The 15,719-nt window shown below is 59.7% G+C and carries 17 protein-coding genes and 1 pseudogene; 8 read left to right on the top strand and 10 right to left on the bottom strand.

Annotation, left to right across the window (positions count from 1 at the left end; all coding sequences use genetic code 11):
• Positions 1–17 precede the first annotated feature (17 nt).
• The 5 genes and pseudogenes from K5K95_RS30670 to K5K95_RS30650 all read left to right on the top strand — a co-directional run bounded on the left by K5K95_RS30670 (position 18) and on the right by K5K95_RS30650 (position 5,144).
• Positions 18–1,022, top strand: coding sequence for a helix-turn-helix transcriptional regulator (locus K5K95_RS30670; protein ID WP_222587557.1), 1,005 nt, complete (start codon positions 18–20; stop codon positions 1,020–1,022).
• 281 nt (positions 1,023–1,303) lie between these two features.
• A complete protein-coding gene (locus K5K95_RS30665; protein WP_222587556.1) occupies positions 1,304–3,166 on the top strand; it encodes an amidohydrolase in 1,863 nt (620 codons plus the stop codon).
• A gap of 122 nt (positions 3,167–3,288) precedes the next feature.
• Positions 3,289–3,935, top strand: a pseudogene (locus tag K5K95_RS30660) (cytosine permease); the annotation flags it as partial.
• 75 nt (positions 3,936–4,010) lie between these two features.
• The gene (locus tag K5K95_RS30655) at positions 4,011–4,664 is read left to right on the top strand and encodes a peroxiredoxin (RefSeq protein WP_222587555.1); all 654 of its coding nucleotides are present in this window, start codon (positions 4,011–4,013) and stop codon (positions 4,662–4,664) included.
• A 21-nt stretch (positions 4,665–4,685) separates the two neighbouring features.
• Positions 4,686–5,144: a GNAT family N-acetyltransferase gene (locus K5K95_RS30650; RefSeq protein ID WP_222587554.1), complete on the top strand. Its 459-nt coding sequence runs from the start codon at positions 4,686–4,688 to the stop codon at positions 5,142–5,144.
• Positions 5,145–5,166: 22 nt separating this feature from the next.
• Here the strand turns inward: K5K95_RS30650 and K5K95_RS30645 are convergent, their stop codons facing one another.
• Positions 5,167–6,621 carry a M15 family metallopeptidase gene (locus tag K5K95_RS30645; protein WP_222587553.1) on the bottom strand — a complete coding sequence of 485 codons (1,455 nt, stop codon included), beginning with the start codon at positions 6,619–6,621 and terminating at the stop codon, positions 5,167–5,169.
• A 168-nt stretch (positions 6,622–6,789) separates the two neighbouring features.
• Between K5K95_RS30645 and K5K95_RS30640 the strand changes: the two genes are divergently transcribed.
• Complete coding sequence (locus K5K95_RS30640) at positions 6,790–7,182, top strand: GFA family protein (RefSeq protein ID WP_222587552.1); 393 nt, start codon at positions 6,790–6,792, stop codon at positions 7,180–7,182.
• A gap of 134 nt (positions 7,183–7,316) precedes the next feature.
• Here the strand turns inward: K5K95_RS30640 and K5K95_RS30635 are convergent, their stop codons facing one another.
• The 8 genes from K5K95_RS30635 to K5K95_RS30600 all read right to left on the bottom strand — a co-directional run bounded on the left by K5K95_RS30635 (position 7,317) and on the right by K5K95_RS30600 (position 13,536).
• Positions 7,317–8,156 carry an alpha/beta fold hydrolase gene (locus tag K5K95_RS30635; protein ID WP_222587551.1) on the bottom strand — a complete coding sequence of 280 codons (840 nt, stop codon included), beginning with the start codon at positions 8,154–8,156 and terminating at the stop codon, positions 7,317–7,319.
• Positions 8,157–8,172: 16 nt separating this feature from the next.
• Positions 8,173–8,373 (bottom strand): hypothetical protein, encoded by a 201-nt coding sequence (locus tag K5K95_RS30630; RefSeq protein ID WP_222587550.1) that lies wholly within the window; start codon positions 8,371–8,373, stop codon positions 8,173–8,175.
• A complete protein-coding gene (locus tag K5K95_RS30625) occupies positions 8,373–9,281 on the bottom strand; it encodes a MurR/RpiR family transcriptional regulator (protein ID WP_222587549.1) in 909 nt (302 codons plus the stop codon). The genes K5K95_RS30630 and K5K95_RS30625 overlap by 1 nt, the downstream gene beginning before the upstream one ends.
• An 80-nt stretch (positions 9,282–9,361) precedes the next feature.
• A complete protein-coding gene (locus K5K95_RS30620) occupies positions 9,362–10,126 on the bottom strand; it encodes an ABC transporter ATP-binding protein (protein ID WP_222587548.1) in 765 nt (254 codons plus the stop codon).
• Between the two features lie 18 nt (positions 10,127–10,144).
• Positions 10,145–11,257: a succinylglutamate desuccinylase/aspartoacylase family protein gene (locus K5K95_RS30615; RefSeq protein WP_222587547.1), complete on the bottom strand. Its 1,113-nt coding sequence runs from the start codon at positions 11,255–11,257 to the stop codon at positions 10,145–10,147.
• A 9-nt stretch (positions 11,258–11,266) separates the two neighbouring features.
• Positions 11,267–11,965, bottom strand: coding sequence for an ABC transporter permease (locus tag K5K95_RS30610; RefSeq protein WP_222587546.1), 699 nt, complete (start codon positions 11,963–11,965; stop codon positions 11,267–11,269).
• A gap of 15 nt (positions 11,966–11,980) precedes the next feature.
• Complete coding sequence (locus K5K95_RS30605; RefSeq protein ID WP_222587545.1) at positions 11,981–12,670, bottom strand: ABC transporter permease; 690 nt, start codon at positions 12,668–12,670, stop codon at positions 11,981–11,983.
• A gap of 89 nt (positions 12,671–12,759) precedes the next feature.
• Complete coding sequence (locus K5K95_RS30600; RefSeq protein ID WP_222587544.1) at positions 12,760–13,536, bottom strand: ABC transporter substrate-binding protein; 777 nt, start codon at positions 13,534–13,536, stop codon at positions 12,760–12,762.
• A 283-nt stretch (positions 13,537–13,819) separates the two neighbouring features.
• Between K5K95_RS30600 and K5K95_RS30595 the strand changes: the two genes are divergently transcribed.
• The gene (locus K5K95_RS30595) at positions 13,820–14,155 is read left to right on the top strand and encodes a hypothetical protein (RefSeq protein ID WP_405046086.1); all 336 of its coding nucleotides are present in this window, start codon (positions 13,820–13,822) and stop codon (positions 14,153–14,155) included.
• Between the two features lie 288 nt (positions 14,156–14,443).
• Complete coding sequence (locus K5K95_RS30590) at positions 14,444–15,079, top strand: hypothetical protein (protein WP_222587543.1); 636 nt, start codon at positions 14,444–14,446, stop codon at positions 15,077–15,079.
• A gap of 46 nt (positions 15,080–15,125) precedes the next feature.
• Here the strand turns inward: K5K95_RS30590 and K5K95_RS30585 are convergent, their stop codons facing one another.
• The gene (locus tag K5K95_RS30585) at positions 15,126–15,671 is read right to left on the bottom strand and encodes a hypothetical protein (protein WP_222587542.1); all 546 of its coding nucleotides are present in this window, start codon (positions 15,669–15,671) and stop codon (positions 15,126–15,128) included.
• Positions 15,672–15,719: the final 48 nt, after the last annotated feature.

The raw sequence follows: 15,719 nt of genomic DNA, 5'->3' as shown, positions 1-15,719 counted from the left end.
CGAACAGGATCAGCACCATGGAGGAGGGGAATGAGGTCGGCGCCAAGGCGTCGATGGCCACGCTCAACGCGTTCAATCTGTGTGTGCTGCACCTGGGGCGGCTGGCGCGGGATCGAGGCTCGTCGCAGTTCATCGCAGACGGCCTGCAAGCGTTTCGCGAGTTGGTGCCGTTCGCTTCGGCGTGGTGGGGCGAGATGTCCGCCTCAGATGCCGATGCTCCCCCCAAGAGCTGGATGCACGGGCGTATCAACCTGCCGGCATCGTTTGCCGCCGAATGGCACAAAAGTGCAGGCAGCGACAAATTCTCCCATGACACCTTGAGTCAGCCAGGAGCGGTCGTGCGCGACAGCGGTTTCACCGACCCGGATGCAGAGGTGGACGCGTTCGCGCGGCGCCACGACCTCTACCACCCGATGTGCATTACCTTCGAGTTGCCTGAAAGCGGCTTGATGTTCTTCGTCTGTCTATACCGTGGCGCGGATGCTCCAGCGTTCAGTGACAGCGAGGCCGGTGTGTTTGCGGCTTTCTGCGACCATCTGTTGCAGCTGTGGCGGTTTCAGGTGCAGGACATGATCCGCATCGACACCGGCAACGGCGCGACTGACTTTGGCGTCGCGCGCATGGACGGCAGCCTGTTGTACGTGGGCGCCAGTCTTTGCGCTGCCATTCAGCGTGAATTGCCGGGGTGGAGCGGTTCGATGTTGCCGACTGAGGTGATTGCACAGCTGCATCAAGCGCCCTGCGTGATGCGCCTGGGCCGTTGCACGCTGACGCTGAGTCCCAACGCCGAGCACGTCATCCTGTCGCTCGAAGCGCAGTCGCGCGGGGCGGTGCTGGCGCCGCGGGAGCGCACGGCGGCGATGCTGTTCGCCGCGGGGCATTCCTACAAGGAGATTGCCAGGATGCTTGCCTTGAGCCCTGCCACGGTGCGCACCTACTTGCGCAATTGCTACTTGCAGCTTGGCCTGAAGAGCAAGGTGGAACTGGGTTCTGCCCTGCGCGATGCCACGCGGCGCGATTAATTGCGTAGATCTCGCCAGTTGAAATGCAAATCCCCTGTGGGAGCGAGCCTGCTCGCGATGAGGGTGCGTCAGTCGACATGAATGTTGTCTGACACACCCTCATCGCGAGCAGGCTCGCTCCCACGGGGTTGTTGATGTTGCTGGGCTATTTGCCTCACCCCTCCTCATTTGCAGAGGTCCATCCAGACGCCGCGATCTATAGGGTATGCCCTGCATATCAGGGGCTTGCGCGGCAGTTTGTCCGGGCCACTTCGAAAACTATAAGAACAGGGGTGAGGCAGTTGAACATTTCCAGGCTGTTTATCGAGGTTGCGACGACTACGGCAGTTTCCTGCGTGGCACTGGTGGGGTGTCAGACACTGGGCTCGGCGCCCGCTGACCGGGTGATGCGCAACGGCTATGTCTATACCGTCGATGGCCAGAATTCAGTGCAGCAGGCGATTGCCGTGAAAGGTGGGAAGATCGTCTATGTTGGCAGCGACGAAGGAGTTACCTCGTACATCGGCCAGAATACTCAGCTGATCGATCTGGCGGGGCGCATGCTGATGCCCGGCTTCATCGATGCGCATATGCACCCGGGGGACGGCGGTCGTGCCATGACCTTGTGCGACCTGAAATACCAGACAATGACGCGCAAGGCGTTTCAGGAAACCATCCAGGCATGTCTTGATGCCGACAAGGACAAAGGCCCCGATGTCTGGCTTGAAGTCGGCAGCTGGGATCGCATGGGCATGGACGGACTCGACGGCGATCCGGACAAGTCGACACTGGATGCGTTGAAGACCAAACGTCCGATTCAGGTGCGTTCCACCGACTTCCATACCGTGCTGACCAACTCCCGTGGCCTGGAAGTGGCCGGCATCAACAAGCACACGGCCAATCCGGGCGATGGCAAATACGTGCGCGACAACGCCGGCAACCCCAACGGCATCTGCGAGGACGGTGCCGCCGATGCCATGGCCGCCGTGGTGCCACCCGCCACCGATGCAGAAAAACTCAACCAGACCCGCGCAGCGCTCGACGCGATGCGCCAGCAAGGCATCACCAGTTTCTTCGATGCCCTGTCCGGGCCGGAAAACGGCAAAGCCTTCACCCGCCTGCAACAGTCGGGCGAGCTGACTGCCCGGGCCTTGCTGGCGATCAAACTGGACCCGGCCGCCGCCGCGGCAGACCCGGCGAAAACCATTGCCGAGGCGAAGGCGTTGGCCACGACTTACGACCAGGGCCCAGCGCAACCGGCGCCGGGCGTCAGCATGCGTCACGTCAAATTGTTCATGGACGGCATCATCAATGCGCCGGCGGACACGGGGGCGATGTTGACGCCGTATCTGCGCAATGCCGGGACCGAGAAAGCGCCGAAGTGGACGCCCGGCAAGAATGTCGGGGAGCTATATTTCCCGCCGCAAGTGCTCAAGCCGCTGCTGTTGCAAGCCGTGCAGGCCGGTCTCGATCCGCATCTGCACGCCACGGGCGACCGCGCAGTGCGTGATTCACTGGATGGCATCGAATACGTGCGCCAGCAACTGCCGGGCAATGCTTTTCGCCCGACCATCACGCACAACGAATCCGTGGATCCGGCCGACTACCCACGCTTCAAGGCCCTCGATGTGACCGCCAACATGTCCTTCCAGTGGGCGCAGCAAGCGCCGTCCACGGTCGATGGCACCAGCGATCACCTCGGGGCTCAGCGGTTTGCCCGAATGGAGCCGTCGGGCAGCATTGCCCTTGCCGGCGGTCGCGTGGCGTATGGCAGCGACTGGCCCGTCGACCCGCTCGACGAGTTCCTCGCGTTGAAGATTGGTGTCACCCGCTCGGGCGATCCGCTGAACCCGCACAGCTACGGCCCCCAGTACGCCGGGAGACTGAATGCCGACCCGGCACTGTCGCGCGCGGACGTGCTGCGCACCATCACGATCAACGCCGCCGAGCAGCTGAACCTGGATGCCGCGGTCGGCTCGATTGAAGTGGGCAAGTTCGCCGACCTGATCGTCCTCGACAAGAACTTCATGAAAGTGCCCGAGGAAGAACTGGCCCGCAATGAAGTGCTGATGACGGTGGTCGGGGGCAAGGTCGTGTGGGCCAAGGCGCCGTTCGTGGGGCTTGATCGGCAACCGGCTCAAGTCGCAGTGACTGAACAACAATAAGCGCGACTGTCTGAGTCAAACACAAAACCTGTGGGAGCGAGCTTGCTCGCGATCAGGGCGTGTCAGTCGACATCAACGGTGCCTGGCACACCGCTATCGCGAGCAAGCTCGCTCCCACAGGGATCGCATTAAACGGCCTGACATTGCCGTCTACCAATAAGAAGAGAACAGCTTACTTTGGCTGGAGCACCTTCCTGCTGGCCGTAACGCTGTCCGCGTCCTGGCAGATCGCTTTTGGCCCTTACGTGGCCGACTACTCACGCTACCTGCCAAGCAACACCTCATCGTGGAAAACCTTCACCGCCGTCGGCCTCGGAACCGTGCTCGGCGCCCAGGCGTCCATGGTGCTGGGGCCGCGGCGTCCACCACCCTGGCGCTGCTGGGGCAGTATTCGTTCCTCAACACGTTCAAATATTTCATCCTGTTCCTGCTCACGTTCTTCACGCCGTGGAGCGCGATCAACCTGGTGGACTACTACTTCATCAACAAGGAGCGTTATGACATCCCGGCACTGTCGGACCCGGCGGGTCGTTATGGCCGCTGGAACAGGCGAGGGATCAGCGTGTATGTCGTGGGGGTGTTGATCCAGCTGCCTTTCGTCGACACGCATTTCTACTCGGGGCCGATGGTCGCGCGGCTCGGCGACGTGGATATTTCCTGGATCGTGGGCCTGGTGGTGCCAGGAATTCTCTATTACGCGCTGGCCCGAAAATCAGGGTTGGCAGTAACCGGCATGTCTTCGAGCGTCTCCTATACTGATCCGCGTTGACAGGTTCAACGCAGATCAAGAAGGCCGTTGGAACAGCGACGGCTTCCCTAAGACCCAACAGTCAGGAGAACGATCATGACCATCCGTATTGGCGACGAAGCCCCGGACTTTACCGCCGAAAGCACCGAAGGCACGCTGCATTTCCACGAGTGGATCGGCGACAAGTGGGCGATTCTGTTCTCGCATCCCAAGGACTTCACCCCGGTGTGCACCACTGAGCTCGGTTACATGGCAGGGCTCAAGCCGGAGTTCGATAAACGCAACACCAAGATCGTCGGCCTCAGTGTCGACCCGGTCAGCAATCATGCGAGCTGGGCCAAGGACATCGAAGAGACCCAGGGGCATGCAGTCAACTACCCGATGATAGGCGACGACAACCTGGTGGTGGCCAAGCTCTACGACATGATCCATCCCAATGCCAGTGGCGGCGCGCGCACGGCCGTGGACAACGCCACGGTGCGTTCGGTGTTCATCATCGGGCCGGATAAAAAGGTCAAGGCAATGCTGGTCTACCCGATGAGTGCCGGGCGCAACTTCGATGAGGTACTGCGCTTGCTCGATGCGCTGCAATTGAACGCCAAGCACACCGTTGCCACCCCGGTGAACTGGCGTCCGGGCGAGGACGTGATCATTCCGACGTCGGTGTCCGACGAAGACGCGAAGAAGAAATACCCGGATGGCTTCAAAACCGTGAAACCGTATTTGCGCACCGTGGCGCAACCGAAATAACCCACTCGTTTGGAGACCCGCATGGCTGTTCAAATCGTTCGCGCCGAAGCGATTCATGTCGACAAGATTGCCGGCCTCTTCGATGCGTATCGAGGTTTTTACGGCCAGCCCTCCAACCTGGCGCAGTCCCGGGATTTCATTGCCGAACGCCTTGCCCTGAACGAATCGGCGATCTTTTTCGCCGAGGACGCCACCGGCAAGGCGCTGGGCTTTGTCCAGTTGTATCCGACGTTTTCCTCCATCGACGCCTATCGCACCTGGCTGCTCAGCGACCTGTTCACCGCCCCCGAAGCCCGGGGGCGGGGAGTGGGGCGATCACTGATGAACGCTGCGCGAGCCTTCGCGGTGTCGACCGGCGCCAAGGGCATGGTGCTGGAAACGGCCACGGACAACCTGGGGGCGCAACGGTTGTATGAGTCGTTGGGCTATGTGCGTGACAGCGGTTATTACACCTACTGCCTGGATTTGCAGCAGGGCTGAGCAAACCCTGGCAGGTGGCCCATCAACGCGGCGGTAACTTCCAGGCTTCACGCAATTGCTCGTATTGCGCCTCGGGCATTTGCACCAACAACGGCGACTCACCCGGGTCCAGCCAGTCGAACAACCGCGAAATATCCGCCGGGTCCATCGCTGTGCAGCCCAGCGTCGGGGAGGTGGGACCGCGCCAGATATGGAAAAAGATGCACGACCCCGAGGCCGGGGAGGCTGGCGTGTTGTGCTCGATGAAAATGCCTTGGCGATAGCCGGACTCACTGCGCATGTGTTCGGAGCTGTTCCAGTCCTTTGCCGTCGCCGCGCCGTCGACCAGTGCGTTGTAGTGCCTGGAGGCGCTGTCATCCACGCATTCGGTGGTGGGCGTCAGTGCGAGGTAAGGCAGTTTTGTCGCGGCCGTCGTGTCGTAGCCGAAGGCCGTGCCGAGTCTGAAGATCCCGGCCGGCGCCTTGCCGTCGCCTTCGCGCTTGACCGGTCCTGCGCCAGGCTCGACGTTACCCGGTCCCTTGCCCCACGCCAGGCCGTTTTTGCCGACCACCACTGCAAACCCGTCACCGACTTTTCGAAAGGAGTTCCCGTCCCGTTCATAACGCTGGGCGCTGCCCTGGATGTCGTCCCAGTTTTTGGTGGTGACCACAATCAATTGATGACTGGTGTCGAGCACATCACGGGCCGTCAGCGGTGTGATGGGAAAATCCATCACGGTTTTGGGCGCGCCCTCTGCGCTGTAAGTGAAGTGCCACCATTCTTTGGAATATCCGGCAAAGCCCTCTTTCTCCATGGCGCTACCGAGCCGTTGGCGGTTTTCTTTGGCAAGCGCATTGATCGTCGGGTTGGCGGTATGCGCGCGCTCATCGAAACAATCGAACCCGGTGCCCATATCGAGTGCGCCGTCGTGCCAGCGCTGGCCGTAGGGCGCGGTGCAATCGACTTGCGCGGCCGAGGGCGTCCAGGTGTCGGCAGGCAGCGCGTTCGGGCCGGTCAGTGTCAGGTCCACGGTCGAACCTCTGGAGTGATTCGACACCCGCGCCACATAGCCCAGGTGCCAGAAATCCTGCTTGTCCACGCGCGGGTAGAACTCAGCCTTGCGCGGATCACCGGGTTCAGTGGCGAAGCGAGCCATATCGGCCACGGCCCGGCTGGGCCGATAGCAGTCGAACACCTTCAAGCCGTAACCTTGTTTTTGCAGGGCGGTTTGAACCCGGGACAGGGCTTTGGCGGTGTCCAGCGAAAGCATGCATTCCGGCGCGGCATAGCCGTCGAGCGGGTGCCCGGTGAAGTTGTGGGCGCCCGCGTAGCGAATGTCCTGCTCGATATTCGGATCAATCGCACGCAAATACACCATGTTGTCCGGCCTTGGCTCGGCGCCGGCCATGGCGGGCATGACGATGCTCAGCAAGAGGAGAGGGCGTGCAAGCAGGCGGCGCAGTTGGGCCGCAATGGGAACGTTCAGGTTTAAGCGCATGAAGTGATCGTCGAGTCCGCAGAAGGCTTCAACCGATCTTAAACCATGCCGCCCGTTTCTGGCCGATTCATGTCTGGCCTGTGCGCTCTAGCGATTTTTTGAGGCACGCCCGACGGGACTTATTGTCAACATCACAACAGCACAGCTTGAGATAAGAGGAGACGCAACATGGACCGATTCACTGGCGGTTGCCTGTGTGGCAGTGTCCGCTTCGAAGCCACGGGACGCCCTTACCGGGTCGGGATTTGTCACTGCCTGGACTGTCGCAAGCGACACGGCGCCGTTTTCAACGCTTGCGCGATATTTCCCGAGAACGCCGTCACGATCGAGGGCGAAACCCGCGACTACGCCGGACGGTATTTCTGCCCGCTTTGTGGCTCGTCGGTTTTCGCGCGCACCGCTGACGAAATCGAAGTGAACCTGGGGTCTCTGGATGCCCCCGATCAACTGACGCCCACCTATGAAATCTGGACCGTGCGTCGCGAGTCCTGGTTGCCGCCGTTTGCGCTGTCCAAACGCTACGAGCGTGATCGCGAGAGCACGGGGCGCTGCGAAGAATAGGGCCTAGGTGGGGCGAAGCTGGCCAGATGACCGACCGCCGGCGAGGTATCCTGGAGGTCGGGTCAAGGGGTGAAAAAGCTGTGGATTGGTTTTGCCACGACCTCACCCGAACGCTTCAGGAAAAATGCGCCCGTTTATTTTTGACCAAGGAAATTCAGCATGATGGCGTTGAAGTCATCGGGTGCCTGCATAAACGCAAAATGACTGGCGTTGGGCAGTATCGCCAGGCCCGCACCCGGGATGGTGGCCGCCAGGTACTCAGTATGTGCACGCTTGATTGCCTCGTCGTGGTCGCCGTCGACAATCAATACCGGTGTTTTGATTTTCTTCAGGTCGGCATCGCTCCACGATGGCTGCGATGCCCACATATGGCTGATTTGCTCAACGAACTCATCATATTTATCCGGTGTCGGGGAGAGCTTTTTGTATTCCTGTCCGGCACGGTCGATGTAGGCGGCAAACGTCGGGTTTTTTTCGACGCCGGCAATGACACCGTCCGTTGTTGAGTTGGCGGCGAAGGCGAAGATCTTGCCGACGCGCTCAGGGTGACGGATCGCCAGATCGAGCCCCAGGATCGCCCCGTCACTCCATCCCACCACGTCGGCTTTCTTGATCTTCAGACGGTCCAGTAGCGCCACGACGTCATCCGCCATCAAGTCGTAGCCATAGGCTTGCGCATCCCTGCCACTGCGACCGTGGCCCCGACTGTCGAGCAATATCACGGTGTGATGGGGGGCGAGAACCTTGACCTGATTACCCCAATAGTCAGAATTGGCCAGCCCGCCATGCAACAAGACCACGGGTGATCCCTGGCCGACGACGCGGTAGAACAGTTTGGTGCCGTTAACGTCGAGATAGCCGGATTTAGAGGTTGTTGTGACTGGCGGTGTTGCCGGAAGTGTTTCCCAGCGCTCGGCAGCCTGTGCCATCGAAAGCGCCGTGCACAGCAATGCTGCAGCCAACAGTCGGTTCATGCCTTTCTCCCCTGCGTCATCGATTCGACGAAAAATGCGCGAGTAGCGCCTGATCAGCCTTGTGCCTGGCGGCAACCACGGTCGATGGTCCCAAGGCGGTTCCTTCAACAGAGAAGAACGTTAGCGCATGCAGTCCGATCATGCCCGGTACGGTTTTCAGATAGGGCGTCAAAAAGCCTGGCTTGTCTCGTGTAATGGATGGCGAATCGAACGCCATCACTTTTTCGACGGTTTTCCGCTGGCGGGCATGTGCAGGTAAGCCATCACGCTTTCAGTCAGCTCGGTCGCCAGCTTGACGGCTTCTTTGTTGCGCGCCATCACACCGGCCACCAAGCCTTCGATCAAGGCGAGCACCGCGATGTTGGAACTGGTCAACACCGGATGGTCGGCGGGGGCAAACAGCGTGTGTTCGGCAATGCTGGTGAGCGGCGAGGCGGGTGAATCGGTGATGGCCAATACCGAGGCACCACGTTCGTTGGCGAAACGGGCGAGTTGCAGGGTGTCGAGGGAATAACGCGGCAGGGAGATCGCCAGCAACACATCCTGATCGGTGATCGCGGCCAGGCGGTAAGCAGCGTTTTCGTTGCCGCCCTCCATGCTGATGGCGGTGGCGTCCGCACAGAAGGGCATCAGGGTCGAGGCGGCGAGACCGGCGAAGTACACGCTGTTGCCAAAGCCCAGGATGTAGATTTTGCGAGCGGTGGTCAGCCGTGTGACGAACGCTTCAAAGGTGTCTTCGTGGTTATTGGTCGCCGCGGTGGCAAGGTTGCTGCTGGCGCTCTGGATTTGCTCATGCAGGCCAAACGCACCGTCGGGACGATGGGCCAGTTCGTTACGCAGCTTGTCGACCGGCGACACCATCTGCTGCAAGGTCGCGACCAGCTCGGCCTTCATGCCGGTGTAGCCGCCCAGGTTCAGCGCCTTGGCCAGCCGGTTGACCGCGGCAGGCGAAGTGGATGTTTCGTGCGCCATCTCCTCGATTGTCAGCGTCGCGGCCTTCAGCGGGTGACGCAGGATAAAGTCCGCCACCTTGCGCAGGGACGGCTGCAAATCGGCAACGATTTCCGCCAGTTTGCGCATCACCGGCGCGGCATAGACCGTGGTGTTTTTCGAGGGGGTCGGCATATCCGGCTCAACATTTCCTGAGGGCATAAGGTTGGCTGGAGTGTATCCGAAGCCAACCGTCGGTGAGCGGGGCGGGTGGATTATTTCAAGCTACCGGCCAGGAATTGCTGGAGGCGCTCGGACTGTGGGTTGGCCAGCACTTCACGCGGGTTGCCGCGCTCTTCGACCTGGCCCTGGTGCAGAAACACCAGTTGATTGGAGACTTCCCGGGCAAAGCCCATCTCATGGGTCACGACCACCATGGTGCGGCCTTCAAGGGCGAGGTCCTGCATGACTTTGAGGACTTCCCCGACCAGTTCGGGATCGAGGGCCGAGGTCGGTTCGTCGAACAGCATCACTTCCGGTTCCATGGCCAACGCACGGGCAATCGCCACTCGCTGCTGCTCGCCGCCCGACATATGCGCCGGCCAGGCGTCCATGCGATGGGCGACGCCGACTTTGTTCAGGTAGTGCTCAGCCTTTTCGCGCGCCTCTTTCTTGGACATTCCCAGCACGTGCACCGGGGCTTCCATGACATTTTCAAGGGCGCTCAGGTGCGACCACAGGTTGAAGTGTTGAAACACCATCGACAGGCGCGAACGCATGCGTTGCAACTGCCTGGGTTCGGCAGCTTTGAGACCGCCGAGCTTGTTGGGCATCAACTTGAGCGGTTCGCCATTGAGCACGATAGTGCCCGCGTTCGGTTGTTCCAGCAGGTTGATGCAGCGCAGGAAGGTGCTTTTGCCGGAGCCGCTGGAGCCGATAAGGCTGATCACGTCACCGGCTTTCGCCTCCAGGGACACGCCTTTGAGCACTTGGTGGGTGCCGTAGCTTTTATGCAGGTTCTGGATTTCAAGTTTGTACATGCTGGTCATTCTCTGGAGTCAGTCGCTGAGCAAGCGACCTTGGCGAATTAGGCGGGTGCCGGCGACTTTGGCCAGCCACAAACCGGGTTGGGCAAAGCGTAGGCGCTCGCGGGCATAAAGGATGCCGTCGGTGCTGGCGCGCACGATGCTGTGCTGGTCTGTCAGCGGATCCAGTACTTCGAACAGTGGATCACCGACCCGGACCTGGGCACCCAACGGTTGCAGAAAACTCACCACGCCGGGGTGCGGCGCATAGGCGTACTGCGTTCCGGCGAAGGGCGTTGCTTCGCAGCAGGTCAAGGGCGCTTCGGGCCAGTCACCGCTGATCAGACCCTGTTCGGCGAGGTAACCGAGAATGGCTTCGGCGCTGTCGATGCATTGTTCACGCTCGGTGTCGGCCATGCCGCGTAATTCGATGGTGGTGGCGGCGCAGGCCAGCGGGATAGCGGCGTCAGGAAACAGCTCGGCCAAACGCAGCCACGGGATCGCGCAGGCTTCATCGAAGGCATTGCCGCCGGCACCTTCGGCGAGGAGCGCCGCGCCGGCACCCAGGCGCGCGGCCAGAGAACGCAAGTGCGGCCAATGTTGCGGCATGGTGTAAAGCAGCATGATCGACTCAAAGTCGCAATGCAGGTCCAGCACCACATCGGCGTCGCAGGCATGCTGCAACAGCACGCGACGCAGGCCATCGAGCTCGGAATTTGCTGGCGGCATGTCGGCGAGGACATCGCTCATGGCGCGGCGGATCAGCGCGGTGTTGAGGTCGGCGTTATCACCCAGTTGACCTTGCACCAGTGCCGCCACGGCTTCGGTCAGTTCCGGGAAGTCGCGGTTGAAATTCTTGCCGCTGTTGAATTCGAAACGACCCTGATGGGTGGCCTGAAACATCTGGGCGATACCGATCGGATTGGCCATCGGCACCAATTCGATCACCCCGTTCAGCCGACCTTGTTCTTCCAGCAGCCGCAGCTGCCGCTTGAGTTCCACCGCCACGCGCATCCCCGGCAGTTCATCGGCGTGCAAGGATGCCTGGATGTAGGCCTTGCGCGGCCCGCTGCCGAAACGAAACAGCGACAGGCGCCGTTCCGTGCCCGAAGCACTCCACGGCAACAGGTATTCAATGTGTTCCATAAATGCTCCTTAATGCTTGCGCGGTGCCAGATACGCCAGCCAGCGGCGCTCGGCCAGCTTGAACAGACGGACCAGGATGAAGGTCAGGGCGAGGTAGATAAGGCCGGCGGTGATGAACGCTTCGAACGGCAGGTAGAACCGCGAACTGACCGTCCGCGCCGCACCGGTGATGTCCACCAGCGTGACGATCGAGGCCAGGCTGGTGGTTTGCAGCATCATCAATACTTCGTTGCTGTACTGCGGCAGTGCCCGGCGCAAGGCCGACGGCAAGAGAATCCGGCGGTACAACGTGAAGCGCGACATGCCCATGGCCTTGGCCGCTTCGATTTCGCCATGGGCGGTGGCCTTCAAACTGCCGGCCAACAGTTCCGCGCTGTAGGCACTGGTATTGATCGCAAAGGCCAGGCAGGCGCAAAACGTCGCGCTGGAAAGGTACGGCCAGAGTGCGCTTTCACGGACCGCTGCGAACTGCGCCAGGCCGTAATAGATCAGGAACAATTGCACCAGCATCGGCGTGCCGCGAATCACGTAGGTGTAGAGCCAGGCCGGGAAGTTGATTAGTGGTGAGCGGGACACCCGCATCAGCGCCAAGGGGATTGCCAGCATCAGGCCAAAAGCCAGGGAGATCAGCAGCACTTTGAGGGTCAACAAGGCGCCATTGAAATACAGCGGCAGGTTTTCCCAGATCAGGTTGTAGTCGAGAATCATGGGGGTTGCTCCCAATCACAATTCGGCGGCTTTGATGCCGACCGAGTAGTGTTTTTCCAGATAGCGCAGCACCAGCAATGACAGACTGGTCAGCATCAGATACAGCGCCGCCACCGCGAGGAAAAACGTGAACGGTTCATGGGTGGCGTCCGCTGCGTTCTTGGCCTTGAACATCATGTCCTGCAAGCCGATCACCGAGATCAGCGCGGTGGATTTGGTCAGCACCAGCCAGTTGTTGGTGAAGCCGGGAATGGCGAAACGAATCATCTGCGGCACCAGAATCCGCCAGAAAACCTGGGCGCCACTCATGCCATACGCCACGCCGGCTTCGCCCTGGCCTTTAGGGATCGCCATAAAGGCGCCGCGAAAGGTTTCCGAGAGATAGGCACCAAAAATAAAGCCCATGGTGCAGACGCCGGCGATAAAGGGATTGATGTCGATGTAACGGGTGTAGCCGAGTGCCAGGGCAATGCGGTTCACCAGGTCCTGGCCGCCATAGAAGATCAGCAGGATCAACACCAGGTCAGGGATCCCGCGAATCAGCGTGGTATAGCCTTCGCCGAGCATCGCCAGCCATTTAAGCGGCGACAAACGAAAGGCGGCGCCAATCAGACCCAAGGCAATCGCCATGCTCATGGAGGTCAGGGCCAGATTAATGGTCAGCCAGGCGCCATCGAGAATGCTCGATCCGTAGCCGTGAAGCATGATGAAAATCCTCAAGCTAGCGCCGTGAAGCGCGCAAGACACGTCCCAAGCGCCCGCGATGAGCGGGCGCCCGCATGACAGATAAAGGTTTATTCGCCGTAGATATCGAAGGCGAAATACTTGGCCATCACTTGCTGGTACTTGCCATTGGCGCGGATCGCGTCAATCGCCGCACTGAGGCGTGCAGCGTTCGCGCTGTCGCCTTTACGCACCGCAATCCCGGCGCCCCGACCGAAATATTTCGGGTCATTGATGTCCGGCCCGGTCAGCGCGAAACCCTTGCCCGCCGGGGTTTTGATAAAGCTTTCGTCGGTGGCGACGATGTCGGCGAGCGTGGCGTCCAGTCGACCCGACGCCAGGTCAAGGAAGGCTTCGTTTTGTGAGCCGTAGCGCACCACTTCGACGCCGGCTTTTTCAAGTTGCTCGGTGGCGAAACGGTCGTAAGTCGAGGCGCGTTGCACACCGACTTTCTTGCCCTTGAGATCCACCAGCGGGTCGTTGATCACGTTGCCGGCCTTCATCGCGAACTTGCCCGGCGTGTGGTAGTACTTTTTGCTGAAGTCGACCGACTTCATGCGGTCTTCAGTGATCGACATCGACGACAGCACCGCATCGATCTTGCGCACTTTGAGCGACGGGATCATGCCGTCGAACTCCTGAATGACCCACTCGCATTTCACTTTCATCTCTTCGCACAGTGCGTTGCCGATGTCGTAGTCGAAACCACTGACGTTGCCCTCGGGCGTCTTGAAAGAGAAGGGCGGGTAGGCGGCTTCGATACCGATACGCAGGCTGTCTTCCTCGGCGTGTGCCAGAAAGCTTGCTGCGCACAGTGCCAGAGCGCCAAGAAGTGCTGTCTTGTTCATTTTGTTGACTCCTGGGGGGCATTGGGAGGGTGCTGGTTTGGTGCCGTCCGGGCTGGCGGTGGATCAGTCCTGATGAATTTTGTGAGGCTATAAATGACACGTATTGTTTCATAAATCAATAATGTGAAAATAAATGTATCAAAACGAGTCGCGCGGATTTATTGATCAATCGATGCCGGCCCGGTTTATCCGGTCGATCCTCAAGGCGCAGAAAAGGCAAACTGCTGGCCCCCAAGTCGCCAAACTATCGCCAAAATCACTTCACTTTCAGGTGGTTAGGTGAATGGAATTGCGAAGTGTATTTGTCACGATGATCTCGTTCGCCCTGGCGAGCGTTGCACTCTCTGCCCAGGCTAAAGAGCTGGCGTCCAATGACCGGTTTATGTGCAGTTGGGGCGCGGGAACGGCGGCGAGGGCCCAGGAACTCAAGCTGGCCGGGGTTTCGCTGTATGCCGCTCGTCAGAAGATACAGGCCTACAAATTCGACAAGGCGTGGATGCGGATGATGGCGATGGGCATCACCGAGCAAACCTACGACAGCAAATCGCGGTACAAGCCAGCGGACGTGCGGAAAAATTTTTATGAGGATTGCGTGCGGTTCAAATTGGCCCGCAAGTGAAAAAAGGCCCGCGAATTTAACACCCAAATCCCCTGTAGGAGTGAGCCTGCTTTTGCCTCAGTTCAGGCATTGCGGCTTCGACCAGTTCGATCCAGTGCCGCACAGGGGGGTGGCCCTCACCGTCGAGGTGGGACTGCATGGGCGTTACGCGGAAAGGCCGTCGCATTCGTACGGACTGGGGTTGATCTCTTTTTCAGTGGTGGCCTTTTAATATTGCCTGCAACTCTCTAAAATCCGCGACCCGCTCTCCGGTATGGAGGCGCTGTGCCATTATTAAAGGGAGTCGTCATGCAGTTTGGGAAATGTCTAGGGTTGGCCTTGGTACTCGGCCTAAGTGGTTGCGCCAGCTTCACCAAAGATGAAGTTGCTCCGGTCAGCCTGCCGTCAATGTCCAGCTATTCGAACAAACCGAACGTCTATGTGGACTTCGATTTCTATCAAGGCGAGCCAAAAAGCGCTTCGGCCGTTGAAATGCCGCAAGCACGCGACATGTTGAAGCCTGAACTGCAAAAAGTGCTGACCGATTCCGGTCTTTTCGGCCGCGTCACGCTAGACGAGTTCCAGAAACAGCCAGGTGACTACAAACTGCGTTTGAAGGTTTATAACCATCCACCGGGTGGTGGTCAGATGGTCATGGCATTTATCAGTGGTTTGACGTTCACCGTTATCCCGGCGCTGGCGACGGACCAATACACCATGAGCCTGGAGACGCTCGATTCGCAGGGGCAGACCCTGACTAACACGAGCAACCATGACGGGATCAATACCTGGATTGGCATCTGGTTCGTGCCGTTGATGGCTAACACCCCGAAAGAGGCAATCAACGACACCTTCAGCCGTCAGGTCAATTCCCTGCTCAAGCAGATGGTCGATAGCAAAAGCCTGAAATATTCGGCTCTTGATGCCTACGTGCCTCGGGCCTGATCACGACATCACGAAAGGAGCCGCAAAAGCGGCTCCTGTTTTGCCCTTATTTGAGGGCTTGAATGAACTTCGGGTCGCTGTACAACGCCTTCAGCAAATCACGAACCATCGGGTTGTAAGCGTTAGCGGCATTCGGGATCGCAATGGCACCGAAAAAGCTACTGTCCCACTGGCGGCCGACATCTTTGGTCGCGTCATAAACCACCTCATTGTCCTTGAGCAGCGTAAAACGCGCCGCCAGCTGGCCCGTGCCCGTTCCCATGCCTGCGGTCAGCTCATTCTTGACCACCAATACATCCAGATGCCGCTGCGCATGAGCATTCAACAGTCCCGCCCGACCCAGTTCTTCGGTAATCGCATCCTGAATATGCTGCGTGATGCTGCCGCTCGGTGAGCTGATCGGATTGGCCCGGACCGTCAGCGATCCCTGACCGGAGTCCGCTTTGACCTGAGCGTTGCTGATCGATTGCAGCGGCGGGGTTTGCTTGAGCTGTTGGACGTTTTCGTAGCTCGGCTCATAACGCGCCATGGTTACACCACAACCTTGCAGCAGCAGAGCGAAAACAGGGACGAGCAGGAGAGATTTCTTCACGGCATTTCCTTGCGTGAGTTTAAGGAGGGGCGGGATTATCAACTGATG

The organism is Pseudomonas sp. DR48, assembly GCF_019823085.1.
In the GTDB taxonomy this organism is placed as follows: domain Bacteria; phylum Pseudomonadota; class Gammaproteobacteria; order Pseudomonadales; family Pseudomonadaceae; genus Aquipseudomonas.
This window is presented reverse-complemented; position numbering and strand designations above follow the sequence as displayed.